The organism is Exiguobacterium sp. s101 (assembly GCF_018617835.1).
GTDB lineage: Bacteria > Bacillota > Bacilli > Exiguobacteriales > Exiguobacteriaceae > Exiguobacterium > Exiguobacterium marinum.
In genome coordinates, this window is record NZ_JACSKX010000006.1 from 35,312 (window position 1) to 54,838 (window position 19,527).

The 19,527-nt window shown below is 45.1% G+C and carries 19 protein-coding genes; 12 read left to right on the plus strand and 7 right to left on the minus strand.

Annotated features, from left to right (window positions below; genetic code table 11):
* The first annotated feature begins 66 nt into the window (after positions 1–66).
* The 5 genes from KNO76_RS06755 to KNO76_RS06775 all read left to right on the plus strand — a co-directional run bounded on the left by KNO76_RS06755 (position 67) and on the right by KNO76_RS06775 (position 5,488).
* Complete coding sequence (locus tag KNO76_RS06755) at positions 67–1,599, plus strand: FAD-dependent oxidoreductase (protein WP_214883937.1); 1,533 nt, start codon at positions 67–69, stop codon at positions 1,597–1,599.
* 74 nt (positions 1,600–1,673) lie between these two features.
* Positions 1,674–3,146, plus strand: a complete 1,473-nt coding sequence (locus KNO76_RS06760; protein WP_214883940.1) for a carboxypeptidase M32 — start codon at positions 1,674–1,676, stop codon at positions 3,144–3,146.
* Between the two features lie 23 nt (positions 3,147–3,169).
* Positions 3,170–3,850, plus strand: coding sequence for a glycerophosphodiester phosphodiesterase (locus KNO76_RS06765; protein WP_251127930.1), 681 nt, complete (start codon positions 3,170–3,172; stop codon positions 3,848–3,850).
* 248 nt (positions 3,851–4,098) lie between these two features.
* On the plus strand, positions 4,099–4,896 hold the full coding sequence (locus KNO76_RS06770) for a DUF4397 domain-containing protein (protein ID WP_214883946.1): 798 nt from the start codon (positions 4,099–4,101) through the stop codon (positions 4,894–4,896).
* Positions 4,841–5,488, plus strand: coding sequence for a class F sortase (locus KNO76_RS06775; protein WP_251127929.1), 648 nt, complete (start codon positions 4,841–4,843; stop codon positions 5,486–5,488). Before KNO76_RS06770 ends, KNO76_RS06775 begins: the two co-directional genes overlap by 56 nt.
* A gap of 84 nt (positions 5,489–5,572) precedes the next feature.
* Here KNO76_RS06775 and KNO76_RS06780 read toward each other — a convergent pair whose 3' ends face one another.
* Positions 5,573–6,010, minus strand: a complete 438-nt coding sequence (locus tag KNO76_RS06780; RefSeq protein ID WP_026825940.1) for a MarR family winged helix-turn-helix transcriptional regulator — start codon at positions 6,008–6,010, stop codon at positions 5,573–5,575.
* A gap of 87 nt (positions 6,011–6,097) precedes the next feature.
* Positions 6,098–7,156 (minus strand): GTP pyrophosphokinase, encoded by a 1,059-nt coding sequence (locus KNO76_RS06785; RefSeq protein ID WP_026825941.1) that lies wholly within the window; start codon positions 7,154–7,156, stop codon positions 6,098–6,100.
* A 98-nt stretch (positions 7,157–7,254) separates the two neighbouring features.
* Between KNO76_RS06785 and KNO76_RS06790 the strand changes: the two genes are divergently transcribed.
* Complete coding sequence (locus KNO76_RS06790) at positions 7,255–7,470, plus strand: hypothetical protein (protein ID WP_214883949.1); 216 nt, start codon at positions 7,255–7,257, stop codon at positions 7,468–7,470.
* A gap of 87 nt (positions 7,471–7,557) precedes the next feature.
* Positions 7,558–7,878, plus strand: coding sequence for a YflT domain-containing protein (locus KNO76_RS06795; RefSeq protein ID WP_026825943.1), 321 nt, complete (start codon positions 7,558–7,560; stop codon positions 7,876–7,878).
* Between the two features lie 26 nt (positions 7,879–7,904).
* Here the strand turns inward: KNO76_RS06795 and KNO76_RS06800 are convergent, their stop codons facing one another.
* A complete protein-coding gene (locus tag KNO76_RS06800; RefSeq protein WP_214883951.1) occupies positions 7,905–8,942 on the minus strand; it encodes an SDR family oxidoreductase in 1,038 nt (345 codons plus the stop codon).
* 189 nt (positions 8,943–9,131) lie between these two features.
* On the opposite strand from KNO76_RS06800, the gene KNO76_RS06805 reads away from it, so the two are divergent.
* Complete coding sequence (locus tag KNO76_RS06805) at positions 9,132–10,427, plus strand: glutamine synthetase family protein (RefSeq protein ID WP_214883965.1); 1,296 nt, start codon at positions 9,132–9,134, stop codon at positions 10,425–10,427.
* A gap of 41 nt (positions 10,428–10,468) precedes the next feature.
* Here KNO76_RS06805 and KNO76_RS06810 read toward each other — a convergent pair whose 3' ends face one another.
* The 4 genes from KNO76_RS06810 to KNO76_RS06825 form a co-directional block, all read right to left on the minus strand.
* Entirely contained in the window at positions 10,469–11,962 is a 1,494-nt protein-coding gene (locus KNO76_RS06810) for a peptide MFS transporter (protein ID WP_214883969.1), read from the minus strand.
* Between the two features lie 143 nt (positions 11,963–12,105).
* Positions 12,106–13,350, minus strand: a complete 1,245-nt coding sequence (locus tag KNO76_RS06815) for an MDR family MFS transporter (RefSeq protein ID WP_214883972.1) — start codon at positions 13,348–13,350, stop codon at positions 12,106–12,108.
* A gap of 272 nt (positions 13,351–13,622) precedes the next feature.
* Complete coding sequence (locus tag KNO76_RS06820; protein ID WP_214883975.1) at positions 13,623–14,723, minus strand: AI-2E family transporter; 1,101 nt, start codon at positions 14,721–14,723, stop codon at positions 13,623–13,625.
* Positions 14,724–14,988: 265 nt separating this feature from the next.
* A complete protein-coding gene (locus KNO76_RS06825) occupies positions 14,989–15,384 on the minus strand; it encodes a Spx/MgsR family RNA polymerase-binding regulatory protein (RefSeq protein WP_026825949.1) in 396 nt (131 codons plus the stop codon).
* A 102-nt stretch (positions 15,385–15,486) separates the two neighbouring features.
* On the opposite strand from KNO76_RS06825, the gene KNO76_RS06830 reads away from it, so the two are divergent.
* The 4 genes from KNO76_RS06830 to KNO76_RS06845 all read left to right on the plus strand — a co-directional run bounded on the left by KNO76_RS06830 (position 15,487) and on the right by KNO76_RS06845 (position 19,525).
* Positions 15,487–15,768 (plus strand): DUF302 domain-containing protein, encoded by a 282-nt coding sequence (locus tag KNO76_RS06830; protein ID WP_251127928.1) that lies wholly within the window; start codon positions 15,487–15,489, stop codon positions 15,766–15,768.
* A 100-nt stretch (positions 15,769–15,868) separates the two neighbouring features.
* Positions 15,869–17,167 (plus strand): hypothetical protein, encoded by a 1,299-nt coding sequence (locus tag KNO76_RS06835; protein WP_214883978.1) that lies wholly within the window; start codon positions 15,869–15,871, stop codon positions 17,165–17,167.
* Positions 17,164–18,462 (plus strand): hypothetical protein, encoded by a 1,299-nt coding sequence (locus KNO76_RS06840; RefSeq protein WP_214883981.1) that lies wholly within the window; start codon positions 17,164–17,166, stop codon positions 18,460–18,462. Before KNO76_RS06835 ends, KNO76_RS06840 begins: the two co-directional genes overlap by 4 nt.
* 157 nt (positions 18,463–18,619) lie before the next feature.
* Positions 18,620–19,525 carry a methyl-accepting chemotaxis protein gene (locus tag KNO76_RS06845; RefSeq protein ID WP_214883987.1) on the plus strand — a complete coding sequence of 302 codons (906 nt, stop codon included), beginning with the start codon at positions 18,620–18,622 and terminating at the stop codon, positions 19,523–19,525.
* The last annotated feature ends 2 nt before the right edge of the window (positions 19,526–19,527 follow it).

The window sequence follows — 19,527 nt, forward strand, 5'->3', positions numbered from 1 at the left end:
TTGATGAGGAAACAATGAAGATTTGGGTAAAGACGTAGAGATACTACTTTGAGAGGAGAATTTTCCATGCATCGTTATCCGTTCACGAATTCTATTTGGCGACAGCATGACACGGGGCCCTTGTATCCCTCGTTAAATGTTTCAGAATCAGCTGACGTCGTAGTCATTGGAGCCGGGATTGCCGGACTTGTCTGTGCTTATGAGTTGCAGAAGCGAGGGAAGCAAGTGACGCTTTTAGAAGCGTTAGAGATTGGTCATGGTACCACTGGTCATACGACGGCCAAATGTTCTGTTCAACACGGGTCGATTTATCAAAAATTGATACAACACTTCGGTGAAACGGTTGCGCGTCTTTACTACGAATTCAATGCTGAAGCACTTGTCTATTTACAGAATCAAGTAAACGAAGGATTCGATTGCGATTTTTCTTTGGAACATTCGTACTTATATGCGACGGAACCAAATGACGAACTCGTAAAAGAACTCGATGCTTACCGCCGTCTAAAGATTGATGGGGGAGAAGCGACAGAGGAAGTGAATCATGCACTTCCATTTACAATCGAACAAGCTTTAGTAATTCGCAATCAAGCACAGTTTCATCCCGTCAAGTACTTACGTGAATTAGCTGAACGCTTTGTCCGACTCGGCGGAAATATCTATGAACAGACGAGGGCGATGGAAGTGAGTCAAGGTCCACGACCGATTGTCACGACTGCTACAGGAAGACGGGTTCAGGCAAATCAGGTCGTGATTGCGACCCATTATCCGTTCAATGACCTACGTGGGCTATACGTGTCTAAATTTTCAGTAGAGCGCTCCTATATCGTTGCTTGTGAAACGGATACAGATCCGCTGAAAGGGATGTATTTAAGTGTCGATCACAACAGTCGATCGTATCGGTCATATGTTGATAATGGAAAAACATATTTACTAATTGGTGGAGAAGGACATTTAGCGGGACAGGCGACGGACACCCGAAGTCGTTATGATCGTCTGGAGAGCGATGCCCAACATCATTTTGGAACGAATCGGGCGACGTATCGTTGGTCTTCTCAAGATCTCATCACATTAGATTCCCTCCCGTATGTAGGACAGATGTTTAAGCGGGAACCAGATATCTTCGTGGCGACAGGATTTTTAAAATGGGGGATGACTAATGGAATTGCTGCCGGAATATTGTTAGCTGATCAACTCACGAATCGTCCAAACCGTTTTTCAGAGTTGGTGTCACCACTCCGGACAACTGTCAAACCAACAGACCTCCCTGCATTTTTAAAGACAAACCTCGACACCGCCACACAATTCACGAAAGGAACGGTCGAACGGGTGCTCGAACAACAAGATGTTCAAGATCTTCAGCTAGATGAAGGTGGAATTGTGCAAGTGGGTCATCGCACAAAAGGGGTATACCGAGATTTAGAAAACCGCTGCCATATTGTCAACCTGACCTGCACACACCTCGGTTGTACAGTGAAATGGAACAATGCGGAAAGGACATGGGATTGTCCTTGTCATGGATCGCGGTTCGATACAAAAGGAGCCGTTCTAGAAGGACCTGCTACAAAACCACTCACCTATAGCAAGCGAGAAGATTTGTAAACTGGTGTAGGCGAAGGTTGATAGCTATAATAAAGTAGAAAGAGAAAAGAATAATACAGAGGGGTGACTGACAGATGGAAGTAACAAAAGAATGGCGTGATCATTTTAAACAACTCCGGGCATTTGATGAAGCAATTTCTCTCTTATATTGGGATATGCGTACACAAATGCCGGAACATTCGGCACCGTTACGGGCAGAAACGATAGGATATTTGTCGACCGAGGCGTTCAAACGACAAACGAGTGAGTCTTTCGCTTCTTTATTGGGACGGATGACTGAGGAAGAGTGGCTATCTGATATCGAAGTGCGTTCACTTGAAGTTGCAAAAACGCAATATGAACGAAACGCAAAGATTCCTCATGATGAGTATCAAGCTTACGTGACGCTTGTCTCTGAGGCGGAAACGGCATGGGAGAAAGCAAAAGACCAAGACGACTGGTACATGTTCGCTCCTTATTTAAAGAAAATCATCGGATTCCAACAAAAATTTGCGGAATATTTCGGTTATGAGAAGCATCCGTACGATGCACTGCTTTATGACTTCGAACCCGGTATGACGGTTGAACTCTTAGACGAATTGTTCGCCTCGCTCCGAGATGAACTAGTTCCCCTCATTCAGCAACTCCCGAATGAATCGTTCTCCATGGACTGGTCGATGCCGGCAGACGTTCAAGAGAAAATTTGTCACGACTGGATGAATGTTGTCGCCTACGACTTGTCGCGCGGGCGTCTCGATGCGACCGTGCATCCATTTGAGATCACAATCAACCGTCGTGACGTCCGAATCACGACGAAATATGATGAAGCCGATTTTCGGAATGCGTTGTTCGGTACGATGCACGAAGCGGGGCACGCGACGTATGAACAGCAAATCGACCCAGCCCTCGATGAACTCGGTTTAGGAGGGGGTGCATCAATGGGAATCCATGAATCGCAGTCGCTCTTCTTTGAGAACTTCATTGGACGCAGCGAGGCCTTTTTACGGCGTGTCTATCCGCAACTCAAACAACTGCATCCAACATATGCTGATATCGACTTCGATACATTCTATCGTGGGGTGAATGAAGCCAAGCCATCCCTCGTTCGAATCGAGGCAGACGAGTTGACGTACAGTCTCCACATCATCATCCGTTACGAGCTTGAGAAAGCGCTCATTCAAGGAACATTATCCGTCGATGAGCTGCCAGGGGCGTGGAACGAAAAATATAAAGAGTATCTTGGTCTCGATGTGCCGTCGAATGCCAAAGGGGTCCTTCAAGACGTCCATTGGGCAGGTGGTTCATTCGGTTACTTCCCGAGCTATGCCCTCGGGTTGATTTATGCGGCGCAATTGACGGAGGCTTTGAAGTCTGACCTTTCTCAATTCGAGACACTGATTCAAGATGGTGAGATTGAGCCGATAAAAGCATGGCTACAGGAGAATGTCCATCAATATGGAAAACGTCTAACGCCGAATGAACTTATTCGACAAGTGACCGGTCAAGAAATCTCGGTGCAACCTCTTGTTCGCTATTTGACGGACAAGTATCAGACTGTTTCCAAATGAGGCGATTCGCGCATCGGGGTGTGATGGCACTTAGACCTGAGAATACGATGTCGGCGTTCAGACTCGCGCTGGATACGGGGGCAGATGGAATCGAAACAGATGTTCATTTGACCAAAGATGGTGAGCTCGTTCTCATTCATGATGAGACACTGGAGCGAACGACGGACGGGAGCGGTATGGTGTCTTCATACACACTCAACGAACTGAGAAGATTTAACGCCGGAGTTCAATATTCTCAACAAGAGGTCATCCCGACACTACAAGAACTTCTCGAACTTGTGAGGGATGAATCAATCCGATTAAATCTTGAGGTGAAGACCGATGTGCTTCGCTACGAAGGGATTGAATCCCGCATCATCGATACAATCGAAATGGCAGGAATCGACCCGTCGCGTATCCTTTTCTCTTCATTTAACCATGAGACGATTCATCGGTTGAAGCAAATGCGTCCAGATATCGAGTGTGCGATTTTATTGGCACAACCCTTATATGACCTTGTCGGATATCTTAAATTTGTGGGAGCCGACTCGGTCCATCCACATATCAATCGCATCACAGATCAAGAAATCGAATGCTTAAAACAACATGATATTCCTGTAAGACCTTATACAATCAAGACAGCTAGTGAAATGAAGCGCTGCCTAGCTCTTCAAGTCGATGCCATTTTTGTGAATGATATCGAATGGGCAAATCAAACCTCTTAGTCGCAGACTAAGGGGTTTTACTTTATCGAGATTGGGAATCTAAAATAGTGTAGCGTTTGCGCTTTCATTCCATGACATATCTGAGCACATTCAGGACATAGTATCCCCTTTACGTCACTGTCGGATTGTCTTAAGTTTAAGATGTCACCGGGCTATATAGCAATCAGATTTAGCACACCATGTAGCACTGCATCACACTTATTGTATGCAAGTCGTAGTTTACCGTAGAAAAAAGGAGGATATTTCACATGAAGAAGTTGATGTCTTTACTTGGTACACTAGCACTGGCTTTCGCGTTCATCTTACCGGTTAGCGCCGATGGACATGAAAATGCGATGGTCCGTGTGCTACATGCTTCACCTGATGCACCGGCAGTTGACGTGTATGTGGATGGGGAAGTCGCGGTCGAGGGAGCAGAATTCAAAGACCTCACTGACTACTTGACTCTTCCTGCTGGAGATTACAACGTTGAGATCAAGCCAACAGGTGACGCTGAAACAGTCGTCGTTGCAGCAGACCTTTCAATCGAGGCAGGCAAATTCTACACAGCTGCTGCGATAGGACAACTTGAAAACATCGAAATCGCTGCAATGGAAGACGATGCGAACTTCGAAGACGGTAAATCAAAAGTTCGCGTTGCTCACTTCGCACCAGATGCTCCGGCAGTTGATGTAGCACCTAAAGGTGGAGACCCATTATTCTCAAACCTCGAGTTCAAAGCAGTAAGTGATTACGGCACACTCGATGCCGGCACGTATGACCTTGAAGTTCGTCCAGCGGGAGCGACTGATGTCGTCAAAGCTCTTGATGGTGTCGCACTCGAAAGTGGTATGAACTATACGGCATTCGCTATCGGACTCCTTGAAGGAGAACCAGCGTTTGAAGTACTCCTCGCTGCAGATGGCGGAGAAATGGCGATGGCTCCTGAGACTGGACAAGGTGGTCTCGCTCAAACAGCATCAATGAACTGGTTGCTCGCAGCAGCGGTAGTTGGAGCTGCAGCGGCAGGATTCTACGTCTTTCGTCGTCAGAAGCAAGACGCTTAAGCTCATCTTTTTAGGAACCATCACATTTTTCCTATTGAGTGCTCAGGCCGATGCACCTGATCAATCATTCGTCATGCCGATGGCTGACTTCTCTAAACCAATCGTCTTGACCTCGAAGCAGGTCGATCGTCAATCCTTTCATTCGAATAGTTTCGTCCCGTCCCGGCTTGTGATTCCATCAATCGATGTTGATGCATCGATTGAAGCAGTCGGGAAGGATGATGCTGGACGGATGGATACTCCGGCTGACGTAAATCAAGTTGGCTGGTATCAATACGGTGCGAAGGCAGGCGCCACAGGAAATGTTGTGTTATCCGGTCATCTCGATGACTTGAACGGTCCCGCCATCTTTTCGAACCTTGATCAACTTCCAATTGGAGAAGTGGTGACGCTCCAAAAAAAGGGTCAAATCGCAACATATGAAGTCGTCAGTGTAAAACAATATCGCCTTGAACAAGTTCCGCTCGCTTCGATTTTTGCGGCCACTCAGGCAAAACGGATTCAACTGATTACTTGTGCGGGACCATACGATGAGAAGCTAGGATATCGTGACCGGATCGTTGTCACAGCACACTTGATTGAAACGAAATAAACAAAGGAGATGCGAATCAAAGATTCGCATCTCCTTTTAAAGTAAAACAGACCCCACCCTGGACGGGTGGGGTCTGTTTATAGGTTAAGCATCCATACGATCTAATAATTTTGAGAGTAAAATGAGTTCGTCATCTGAAAAATCAGTAAACACTTCTAACAAATATTCGATTTTCATGCTCTCTAGCGTCTCAAACAACTCACGACCGGCATCGGTCGCCTGAAGTTCAACGACACGGCGGTCACGCTCGCTACGCTCGCGAGAGATTAAGCCCTTTTTCGTTAACTCATCAGCGAGTGCTGTAATCATTGAAGCCGAAAATTGAAACTCGTTTGACAGTGCAGAGGCGATTTGAGGACTCTGTTGACAAAGAGAACGTAGAATGAAGAATTCATTGCGGGTCAAGTATTGTGAGAACATCGAACGGAGATTTTTTTTAACTCCGCGATAGTTCATTCGGATTCCACGTTCAGCATCAGCGACGAGCTGACGACGTGAAGTGGTCTGTACAGGTGTGGTCATCCTCTAAACTACCTCCTAGTTTAATATTATTCATATATACTTCAGAACATAGAAACATTCTACATTAAAAAGGTGTTGTCTGTAAAGTTATAGCGGCTCGTCTTTCACTCTAATTTGTTGAATGATGTCTTCGTAATGCTTTAGGTCCGGGTAGAAACGTCTAAAGAAGAATTCGATTTGCGATTCATCTCCTTCTGCCAGAAGTTTTGCAAGCACGGCGTAAACAACTCCCATTCCTTGTCTTGGTAAAAGAGAAGAAGGAAGAAGCGTCGCACATTGGATGGCTTGCGTGAAATAAGTTGAGAGCGTATCACTTAAGTCTTTGAATGTCCGAATATCTGCGTAATGGAACATGCGTGTCAATTCGACGATGGCCGAGAGGTCGGTTTCGAGTAGCCACTCACTCTTAAAGATGGCGTTATCCAACTTTTCAACGACTTTGTCATTCGCGATATAATAATTCAAATTATCACGTGTAATCGCCACTTTCTCAGGAGACTCAAGAATCTGTTCCACCGTTTCTTGTTCGAATGTCCTTAATTGTTTCCGGATGTTCACGAACTCAGAATCAGCAATCTCCAACAGACCGGCGACACGGCTGAAGCTGCGTTTAATCTCAGGCGGGACAGCATTGGGATTTTTGTATCCAAGGTCATGCTCAATCTCAGCCCAAGCATGTTGCAAAATCGAGCGGACTTGAATCTCTGCCTCTTTTTCCGCAAAGCGACGATATTCGCCAAGTGCGAGTCGTTTGTCACTCAACTCCACGACGTAATGTACAGAAAGATAACCAAATTCATTGGAGTCAAGCAATGTCGATTTATCAATCGATTGTTCTCGATCGATGGTGAACTCATCTTCTAAAATTTGGGCAACAGTCCTCACATCATCATGAAAGTACGTAACAATACGAATTCCTGCCAAATCCTGTACATCACGTAAGGACCGATATTGGTAAGGTTTTCGGGATAGCTTCGCAAATAGACTATCTGCTTCTTTGGCACGGGCAACGATTGAATGAAACTGAATACCGGCTTCTGTCAATAGTTCGCTGAGGAGTGCTTTCAGCTTCGTCGCAAATGCTTCATAGTCCTCCTTTTCATTCAAATATTCGAGCATGATTGTATTTAAATCTTGTTTAGGCACGAAAATCACTCCTTTTCTCTATCAATAGTATATCATCTCAAACGAGAAACGATATGGTAGCATACGTATGATGAGAGGTTTGGAAGGAGATGAAATATATGCATGTCTTTCAATCGGCAGAGAAAGAGAAGATTGAAATCATCGCAGGCTTATTGCAACAGGCAGGATATTGGATATCCCGTATCCGAGAAGTCGAGAATCAGTTCACGGTAACCGCTCGATTAGAAGGACGAACAGGGATTGAGGATGAATGTGAGCGAATTCAGGGAATCGTACAACACTTTGATATCGAAGTGTGGGCAATCCACGAATAAACCATAAGGGTTCATGTTTATCACCTCACTTTTGGGGAATAGTAAAAATAGTAAAATTATGAGTGTGAACGTCTAGGAGGATGAGGCATGATAGAAACAAGAGTAGTGAATGATATGACGACAGTCGACCATGAAGTAAATGAAATGGTTTCAGGAGGTTGTGTGAACGAACACATCTATTTGTTCGCAAAAGACGAGGAATTGACAGTTCGATTGGCTGCAGAGGCGGGTGTTCAATCGTATCGTATCCCTGAGAAGGGAATGTTTGAGTCGCTTCTCTCCAAATTTACAAGCAATTCAGATGATCGAATGGAACAGATGGAGAGCCTAGGGTTAACAAAAGAGATGGTAGATTCCCTCGAACGTGAGATTCAGGACGGTAAAATTGTTTTAGTTTGCGATAAATGACGATGGACCGGTACCCCGGTCCATTTTTATTTTGTTTGGTAGTATGCATTCACAATGCGACGTAATGATTGATGATCGAGTCGAAGTGGTGAAAATCCTGCATCCCGAAGCAACTGCTTCGTATTTTCATCATAGAACTTAATATTGCGATTCAAGTACGGATTGAATACTTTGACCATATCGTTAAAAGACTGTTCAATGGAACTGAGTGTGGATGTCGGTGTCTCAGAAATCATCAAATGTGGGAAAGATAATGACTCTTTCATAAAATCGAGCATCGTCTCATTTCGTGGGGGCGTATCATTCGTCACGTTATAGATGGTACCCGCTTTCGCATGCTCAATGGCTGCTAAGAGCACATCTATCACATAATCTACCGGAACGAGGTTCGAAGTACCTGTTGCAGATCCAATCAGGCGAAGGGACTCAAAGTCGTGACCCCGGCGCTCAAGTTTGCGTTTGAATAGCTCAAGGGCGCGCATGTATCCATACATCGTAAATTTTGAATCAGCCTCACCTGTCTTTGAGTCGCCGACGATGATCGCCGGTCGGAAGATGGAAACCTCAAGCGCTTCACGCGAGTCCCAGACCGCCTGTTCGGCGTGCGCCTTGCTCTCTTCGTATGGGTTTAAAAATGATTGCGACACATCGTATAAAGTCTCACCACCGATTTCTTTTGCGCCGAGCGTATAGGCCGTACTCACATGGAAGAAGCGGCGGCAATTGAGCGCCTTGGCCAATCGCAGGGCCTCTTTCGTCCCGGTCAAATTGGTTTCAAACAGAGCTTCACGTAGTTCTTCATCAAATTTGACGAGTGCCGCCATGTGTAGAAATAAATCAACCTTTCCTCTGTGAGAGTCGATGAAGCGTTCATCAGCACCGAGTGCATGTGCCGTCAAATCCCCTTGCAATACATCTATCATCTCACGTTCCTCAGTCGTGAACTGAGCGTTTACCTTTTCTGGCGTTCGTGCGAGCATACAGATGCGATGCCCACGACCAATCAACTCTTTGGCGAGACGTCCTCCTAAAAATCCAGTTCCACCAGTCATAAATATATACAATCGGGTTCTCCCTTTCTGTGACATTCTGCATCCATCATATCAAGTCTCGGCTGATGTAGCCACTTTGCCTCTTTTGAAATTTCATGTTTAGAAAAAAACGAAGTCGGTTATGAACTATAGAGAAGCGTACGAACGGTGCGTAAAGACAGCTTGCCTGTCAAATCCATTGAAGTGAGGTTTTTTTGAATCATGGCAAATCTATTCGGAACAGACAAGGATGACGCAAAGAAGAAGCAACAAGACATTGAGAAAACGGTACAAGAGAAAAATGTTACCCAAATCCATCTATACTTTTCAGATGTAGTCGGTGATTTGAAACTCTTGACGCTTTCGGCAAAATTGTTGCCAGAAGTATTTGAAGGAAAAACGATGTTTGATGGCTCCTCCATCAATGGGTTCTCTTCCATCAAAAACTCTGACTTATTCTTGAGACCGGATTTAGATCGTCCACGGTATGAACAAGATGGTGATGAGAATATTTTGGCATTCTTCTGCGATGTTTGCACACCAGAAGGCGAACGATACGAATATGATCCCCGGAACGTATTGAAAGATGCGCTCGAACGTGCCGCCAAAGACGGCTATTCGGTATTCGTTGGTGCAGAGCCAGAATTCTTTATTTTTGAAGAAAACGGCGAGTTTTATGATGAAGCTGGTTACTTCTCGACACGTTCAGAAGACAAAGGCTATGAAGTACGTCAACATATTGCGAATCGGTTGAGTGAAGTCGGATTTAATATTGAAGCGGTACACCATGAAGTCGCTCCGGCGCAACATGAGATTGGCATCAAATATGACGATGCACTCCATACTGCGGACAATATCCAGTTCTTCAAAGAAATCGTCAAGATTGCTGCGAAAGAAAAAGGGGCATCTGTTTCGTTCTTACCAAAACCGTTACGTGACGTGAACGGTTCGGGAATGCATCTTAATATCTCGGTATGGAAGAATGATGAATCCGGTAACCCGACAAACAATGCGTTCGACGAAGTTGATGCGGACTACGGCCTCTCAAAAACAGCTCGTCATTTTATCGAGGGAATTTTAAAGCACGCCCGCGCCACTGCCATTTTTACAAACCCGCTCCCTGAGTCGTACGAGCGTCTCGTTCCTGGATTTGAGGCTCCAGTCAATATTTGCTGGAGTCCATCGAACCGCAGTTCGATGATTCGTATTCCGGCTTCTCGTGGAAGTGCGACACGTGTCGAAGTGCGTAATCCTGACCCGAGTGCAAACCCATACTTGGCACTTGCTGCGCTCATTTATGCTGGACTCGAGGGAATCGAACAGCAACTTGTTCCGTCTTCTCCGAATGAAGACGACTTGTTCGAATATTCAGCAAAACAGATTGAAAGCCAAGGAATCGCATCACTTCCGGCGACGTTCCATGAATCGATTCAATCCCTGAAGCAAGACAACTTTCATGACTACTTTAATCACAATATGGTCGATCGTTACTTGTCACTCATTCAAGTACGAAAATAAAAACAAGCCAGCCGCTCTTCAGCGGCTGGCTTGTTTCATGATTAATGAATACCACGCATGTACACTTTGATTTTTGGTGCGAGCGCGAATAGGGTCAAACTTAAGACGATGGCAGCACCGCCGATGATTCCGAAGTATAGCATTTCATTCTCTGGTGAGTAAAATTTGACGAGCTGTGCGTTAATTCCTTGTGCAGCAGCATTTGACAAGAACCAGAGTGACATCGTTTGAGCAGAAAATGCGGCTGGTGCGAGTTTTGTCGTAGCTGACAAACCGACCGGTGATAAACTGAGTTCACCCAAGACGACGATGAAGTAACTCAAGACGAGCCAGAGCGGGTTGACGAGGGCATCTGGACCGCTGAAATAAGCAGGAAGTAAGATGACCAAGAAACTGATTCCTGCAAACAAAATCCCAAATGCGAACTTCGTCGGGATGCTCGGCTCGCGATCTCCTAGACGTACCCATAACCAAGCGAAGATCGGTGCGAGTAAGATGATGAAGAGCGGGTTCAATGATTGGAACCAAGCCGGTGACAATGTGAAACCGAAGAACTCAAGGTCAGTCCGTGTGTCCGCATAACTTGCGAGGATTGTTGCCCCCTGCTCTTGAATTGCCCAGAACATGACGGAAGCGATAAAGAGCGGGATATAAGCAATAATCCGAGACCGCTCGACTTCTGTTGTTTTTGGACTGCGATACATCATAATGAAATACAATGTCGGAATCGCGATTCCGAATACTCCGACAAGCGAGATGAACGTATTGATCGTGAACCAACCAAGTGGAATCAAAATCGCAAGTAGGATAGCGATTGCGATAGTGGCGATACTGACGATTCGAATCGTTTTCTTCTTCTCTTCAGGCGTCAACGGGTTTGGAACATACGACCCGGCTAGACCGAGATTTGTCTTACGGGTCAGGACGAAGACGACAAGACCGACGAACATTCCAATCGCGGCAAGGGCGAAGCCCCAATGGAAACCGTAGTCTTTTTGTACTTGTCCGACGATGAGTGGTGAAATAAACGCCCCTAAGTTAATTCCCATGTAGAAGATACTAAATCCAGCGTCACGGCGGCGGTCCGTCTCGCTATACATATCTCCAACAATGCTTGATACGTTTGGTTTTAATAAACCAGTACCGATGACAATTAACGCCATCGAAATGAACAAGAAGACGACACTTCCCGGAATTGAGAGGACGATGTGTCCGAGCATGATGAACACACCACCGTAAAAGACTGCACGTGACGTCCCAAATATACGGTCTGCGAGCCATCCCCCGATGACTCCTGACATATAGACGAGCGCACCATAGACGGACATAATCGATAGCGCGACGTTACGGTCGAGCCCGAGTCCTCCTTCAGAAACCTCATAGTACATATAGAATACGAGGATGGCACGCATTCCATAGTATGAGAAACGTTCCCAAAATTCTGTGAAAAACAATGTGAACAATCCTTTCGGTTGTCCTAAAAAACCTTTTTGTGGAACGCTATCCACAATTGTCTGTTTATCGATCCTTTCCATGAAAGATCCCTCCTTAACCGTTTTATCATAAAAAGGATTATTATGATTGTAAAGTGGAATTGAAAGATAATTTCAAATTTTAATAAATATGAAAAGAAACAAAAGACCACATCTCATAAAAATAGAGAGTGGTCAATGAGTGATTAAGCAGTCTTTTGTTTTGATTCGGTCGATTGGACGTAGCGTCCGAGTTGCCAGTAAATAATGCCTGATAAGCAACTCGCACCACCAATCAAGATTAGAGCGATGTGTCCGGCACGATTATCAAAAAAGACACTTGCGATGATCGGTGCCGTGACTCCACCGATCAGCCACTGAACACTGGCAGCGCCGTTGTAGGCGCCGCGCATATTCTCCGGAGCAATCAAGGCGATGAAAGTTTGTTGAACAGGGGACATGATCATCTCACCTAACGTGTAAAAGGCATAAACGGCGAGTAAGATACCTACGAGAGAAACATATGGCGTATCAAGTGCGAACAAAGTTCTTGGCACAATCGCCAATAAGATCATGCCGATACCAAATACGGTCGCTCCGGCCAACATGACTTTACCAAACGGTCTATTCCCAAGTTTTGATGCGATCGGGAACTGGAAGAGTACGACCATGATTCCGTTCAATGCTAAAAGATAAGGGAACGGATTTTGTTGCGCGGTATACGTCGGAAGCGATTCTTTTAAAAAGAGTGGCAACATGCTCTCGACGACTGAAAATCCCATCGATATGAATATACCTGCAAAGATGAAAATTAGAAAAACGCGATCGTTGTAAAATACGCGCAACACTTCTCGGTTACTCGGGGTTTCATCTTCTGTAAATCCCGGCAACGATTCTCTGATAAAGTATCCGAGTGTGAGCGCATATAAGGCAAAGACGAACGCTGCTGTAAAGAAGATGAGCTCACGGTCGATGAACAGCACCGCGCTCCCGAGAAGGGGTCCGAATGCAGCACCGATATTATGCCCCATCCGTAAGAGTCCGAATGCTTCGTTCATATGCTCAGGCTCCGTGACGTCAGCGACCATAGCGCTTGCCGCAGGGTGGAAGAGTGAGTTCGTCAACCCGAGCATTGCGTTCAATAAAAGGAGTGGCCAAAACGAGTCAGCGAAGGCGAACCCGACGAGAGCGAGTGCGTCCCCTATGATGGCGATCATCATGATTGGTTTTCGACCATATAGGTCAGCAAGCCGTCCCCCAATCATCGAACCGAGTAGGGCCATGATGGGACCCGTCGCCATGATGATTCCGACTTGAAGGTAGCTGTCTAACTGATCACTATAATAAAGGACTAAGAATGGAGCGATCATGAACATCATGATTCCCGTGATCGTCTCCCCTAAGAAACGAATCCAAATGTTGCGGTCGAGCCGCTTGAGTGTTTGAAACATACAGGTCACCTGCTTTATTTAATTTATGATACACAAAAGGGACGTCATATGCATAAAGGCATACGACGTCCCACATTGTTTATGCATGCCTAGATAGGCAGGCATCTTAAGATATAAATCAATCGAAGAGGTGCCTGCCAATCAGTATGAACTTGAGTGAATGTTTTCGAAGATACTACTGACATAGGAACCTCTCCTTTCTTTTAGGTATTAATCTTCTTTCCAACTGTATGACACATTTGTTTAATATGTCAACAATTTCATGGGGAGAATCAAAGTAACTCGTTCAAATTCTTCCGATTCAGTCGATAATCGATGAGTCGGGACAAGACGACTTGAATCATAGCCGTGATTGGGACACTCACGAACATTCCGATCAGTCCGAATAGACTGCCTCCGATGATGATTGACGTGATGACCCAAAACGAGGTGATGCCGACACTATCCCCGAGAATCTTCGGTCCGAGCCACAACCCATCAAACTGTTGCAACAAGAAGATGAACAGGAGCACGAGCAGTGCCGTGAACGGATCATAGAAATAGGTGATGATGAACGCAGGAATCATCCCGAGGAGCGGTCCGACGTAGGGAATAAAGTTTAAGACGCCGACGATGATCCCGAGGAGTAGCGCATATGGTGCCCCGATGATCAAGAGCCCGATGACTGCCAATACTCCAATGATCAGACAGTCGAGCGACTTGCCGATAATGTATCGTTTAAAGATGTAATCCATCTCTTGAAAGATATCGATTGTCGTCTTCGCAGTACCAACGGGTAATAGCGCGTAGAGAAGACGCTTGAACATCCGGGCAAAGACTTCTTTGTCCTTCAAGAGATAGATGGAGATCACAATCCCGATTAAGAAGTTAATCAGTGTCATCGTGAAGCTTGATACATAACTGACGGACGAGAGGACGGCCAATTCAACCCATCCTGAATAACGTTCCTCGAAGCGGGCAAAATCAATCGCCTGAGCAATTGTCGCGTTATAATCTCTCAAGTAATTGTTCACTTCACCTAAAAACACGTCGATTTGACGAATATATACCGGTAACTCATCAATGAGTGATGACAGACTCGAGTAAATCCGCGGGAACAACGTGACGACCGAAATCGCCAAGATGCCGATGAACGTGATATAGACGATAAGTAGTCCCTGATACCGCTTCAAGTGGAACCGTTCTTCAATATAGGAGAGAACGGTGTTGAGTAACAAGGCGATGGCAATCCCCATGATGATTGGGGTCAGTAACTGGAACGTGTACTGTAAGACACGTGAGATGGTATCCGGTTCACTGATGACACGCCATAAGACGAGTAAAATCAGCCCGATTACACTCAGTTTCCAAATAAGTTGACGATTAAGCTCCAATGCTCTATCCCCTCATACAAATATAATTTTTCTACTCTTTTACTATGAATGTTTTTTGAAAAGGATTCAATAGATGTTAACCTTGAAAATTTTACAACATAGGAAGTACACTGACGAGACAGAACGGGTTTGTATATGGTGAAATGTCCAGCGTCATCAACTTCATCCACTCGATTCTATTCATCCATTACAGTCATTCGGAATCCAATTGGCAGCCAAGTTAAAACGTGCCTAAAAAATAATCGTGTCGCCTTGGCGACACGATTTATGCGTTGTGGAGCAAGCGTTTCAGTTCAGCGATGCGGTCATTCCGAGGAATAAACGTTCGAATTTCCTTTTCACTGAAGCCGACCTGGATCCGATGATGATCGAAGACGATCGGACTTTTTAAGATTTGGGGATTCGAGGCGACAAAACTGTATAGTTCCCGTATCGACATCTCGTCGAGCTTCTCTGCAGCTTGTTTATAGACACTCTTTTGGACCGACAACAAGTCGGTCGTCCCATTCTCGGTCAGGCTTAACATCTCTTTAAATTCGCCAAAGGACAAACCTTGGTCGGTCAATTTCTTTTCGATGAAGGGGATGTTTTGTTCCCGCAACCAATCAATCGTTTTTCTAGAAGAACTACAGCTCGTATGCGTGAATACCGTGACCGTCACGACAACCACTTCTCCTTTACATCAGTTTGGTTCTAACTATTATCTCTTTTTATACGTTGTGTTTCAGGATTATGTTTCAAATCACATACAGTTTCTTTTTGATTGAAGAAGACTTCGTACGGGTACAGTTCTCAAGCGATTGAAGGAAAGTATCGCATCTTAGAGGTATGTAATCCGAAAGCGGCAAAAGAAGTACTATCCGAACGATTAGAGGGAGGTTATTTCCTTCCATGTAAGATTGCGGTGTACGAAAAAGACGACCATACACGAATCGGCATGCCGAAACCGACAGCATTGATTCGACTCATCGATGACGAATCGTTACAAGCCGTTGCAGCAGACGTCGAATCTAGATTGCAACGTGCAATCGACCAAAGCAAGTAATAATTCTACCTTCCGCTCAAGAAACATGGGCGGAATTTTTTTCGTATAGAACAGTTAGATAATGGTAAAATTAGATAGTACGATGACTGGAGGGAATTTTGTGTCCAAGCGAGGTATTGCGATGCTTGTAGGAGCATCACTATTAAGCGCATGCGGAACATCTGACATAGAAGTGATTCAATTAGACTACATAGAAGACCAATGGAATGTCGAAAGTTATTCAAAAGAAGGGGAAATCGTTCCGATTTACGAAACGAAAGAAGTGCTTGCGGCATGTGAAGGAGAACGAACGACCGAGCTTAAGGGAAACGTCACCGTATATCAAACGGTGATTGCAGGAAGAGAAGAACTCGTGTCTAGCCTTAATCCTTATATGATGAAAGTGGTCACATATTTAGAAGGGGACGAGCGCTATGTCGTTTGTCGAGAGAGCTATACGAATCAATTGATGGCTGAAACGGTTGACGCATTCCCATCTTTTGTGGAGATATCTGAAGGCAACAGAGTTCCTCGATTACCTAGCATTGATCAAACGCCGTCATCTTTAAAGGACAAGTTAGCGGAAGTAGACGTGCTAGACTTTGATGGGAAACAGATTACCCCGCTCCCGCATACGTTACTAGAGGTCACCCCGGCACTATACGGCAATCTTGAAATTGAACTTGATGGTAAAGTGATCAGACATCCAATCGCCCAATTTGAACCGATTGGAATCGAGATGCCGAATCAACAGATTGCCATTGGATATGATAAAAAATCGTTTCGTCCATACATTCTCTACTCATATGACGGTCATTATTTTATGCCACATCCTATTGAGTTTGTAGAGCTAAAGGACCCCGAGTCAAAAGAAAATACTGTCTTTTCTGAATTAAGTATCCAGTCCATCGCGGAATCTCGGGAACTTAATGAGAAAGAGTCTATTCCCTTATATGAATTTACGTATATTAAAAAAGGACAGCAAGTGACTGAAACAATGTCGGCACGTTTCGTGCCCGGCACGTTGCTAAAGGAAGATGAAGAGCCTACCCCGATGTTCGAGGATTGGATGCCTGAATATGAAGAAGGACCAAGAGTCATTGCACATCGTGAAACGTTTGACGGAAAAACACTAAGTCATCCTGACTTTCTCGAGGCATCGAAGAAAGAATCCAAAGAAGTCGTGAAGATACTAGAGGAAGCCGTATCGGTCAATCGTTCAGGAGAGTCTTTAGACTTTCGATACTTGACGTTAATCGATGGATTGAAAGGTCAAGAATTCGAAATCAGTTATACACAACGTTCCAAAAAAGTCGATATTTATCTGACAGATCCGCTTCGTGATCAAACGTTTAAACTATCAAGCGAAGGGGCGGAAGCGTTCTTAGACATCTTTCCGCGGATGAGGGAGTCGTTATGAAACGAATCGTATTCATATTGTGTATGGTTGGCTTATTAGTAGGTTGTGGTACTCGAGAAACCGATGTCGTGCAGCTAGACTATATGCCAGAGCAATGGGTTGTGAGAGATTTGTATTCGGGTCGGATGGATGCCAAGTCGGAGACGTGGGCGAGTCATATCCTCGGTGCATGCACAGGCAAGCCGATCACACAAATTGAAGGGGATGTGACGGTTTTCAATTCATATGCTTTGAATCGGAAAGTAATGGTATCAGATTATGATCCAAACAACTATAAATTAGTGACCTTCCTAAAAGGAAAAGAGAATTTTACCATTTGCTATGATGGAGATTATACAAGAATGAAGTTAGGAAAGATTGATGAGTTCCCGGATTTTCTTGATTTGACATCCGGTGTGGAGGTTCCGCACGTCCCTTTGATCAAAGTGGGTACGAAAGAGGAGGAAAAAGTCGCAGAGCAGAGTGATCCTTCAGAATATCTTGGAATGCCGATTAACCTATTCGAAGAGACCATGGTTCACGTGACCACCCCATTGAATGGAACAATCGGATTAACAATCGGAGAACAACAAGGCCTCTTTCCAATCTCATTCATTGAGCCGTATAATGCTCAAATGGGAACCGCGAAGATTGCGCTTGGCTATAATGACAAATTGAAACAAGCCTATTTTTATTTCGAGGCAACAAACGGAGCGACATCACTCCAACCGTTTGTTGTTTGGGATGAGGATGAATTTGGACATGAACCCATCCAGTTCGAAGGATTACAAGTCGAGCGGGTACTTCAAGCAGACACACTTGATTCAGGTGTAAAGACACCTCTTTACACATTCTCATACATGAAAAATGGGAAGCGTGTGAAAGCCGATGTCAGCTTGACGTACACGAAAGGCGAGTTTGCCACAAAAGAAACCATTGAGGAAGATATCACTGCAAATATCATTGTTAACCCTTCCATACCGCACGGCCCCTTCTTCCTTCTCCATAAAACACCGTTGGATGGGGCGGCTACGTTGGAGTATCCAGACACATTGCGTGCGGCAGGCATCGACATGTCTGATTTGGTGAACGCATTTGAGGAGGCAGAACCTGTTGATCGAGCTGGGGAAGTGGGAGACTATCCGCTTCTCACCATCATCGAAGGATGGAAAGGACAAGAGTTTCAGTTAAGCTTCAAGAAACGGTCTAAAAAAGTGGATGTCTATGTAACAGATGAAACACGAGACCAGACGTTCAAACTGACAAGTGCCGGTGCAGAAACCTTTTTCTCTTACTTTCCCGATTCAAAGAAATAAAGGCGCCTTTTGGCGTCTTTATAAATGGTAAATACTTCAAAACCAAGATATTGACCATATGTATAAAAAGTGTGAGATGGGACGCCATTCGTTACGTTACAATGTAATTCATGATTTCGTACGAATATCCTATTGAAAAGAAAGGTCGGTATTGAGAATGAGTGCTTTGAACCAGAAAGATGTGACTTCAGTCGATGTGCTTCGGTCCATCGAGACGAACATGGCAATGATCCGATTCGATCGCCAACGCCGTGTTGTCGATGTGAATGATACGTTCGCGAAAGCGATGAAATATAGACGTGAAGAGATGATCGGGATGCAACACCATCTGTTCTGTCCTCCATCCTTTGTGAATAGCCCGGACTATCCTGAATTTTGGGAGAAATTATGGAACGGATTCAGTTTCTCGGATAAGGTGGAGCGCGAGAATGCGAAAGGGGAGACGATTTGGCTCGAGGCGACATATATGCCAATCCTTGATGGGGACGAGGTCATTGGTGTCGTCAAGATTGCATCAGATATCACCAAACGTCAACAGGTGATTGAAGAGTATGCGTATCGTTTCAAATCGATGACCGATGTGCTCGATGATCGGGCGAAGACGGGGTTGAACGATACGAGCGAATTGAATGAAACGATTGAAAAGCTTGCGAAAGATGCTACTGACAATCTCAACGCCCTGCAAAATTTAAGACGTCAAGCAGATGATATCGCCAAGATTGCTTTGTCTATAAAAGAAATTGCGGCTCAAACGAATCTATTATCCCTTAATGCCGCCATTGAGGCAGCACGGGCCGGGGAGCATGGTCTCGGGTTCAATGTCGTGGCAACGGAGGTGCGGAATCTTTCCCGTATGGTCGAACGTGCCGTCGTAGATGTCAATTCGAATACGGAAGGGATGAACCTTGAACTTCAAAAGATTGTAGAAGGTGTCACTGCGTCTAATCGAGAAATTCAATCGAGTGCCAAAACGATGGAACAGACGATGGAGCGCTTCCAGTCGTTCGAACAGGCCGCTGCCGAGTTACATGACACGGCCGACACGTTCACTTCCAACCTGTAAAC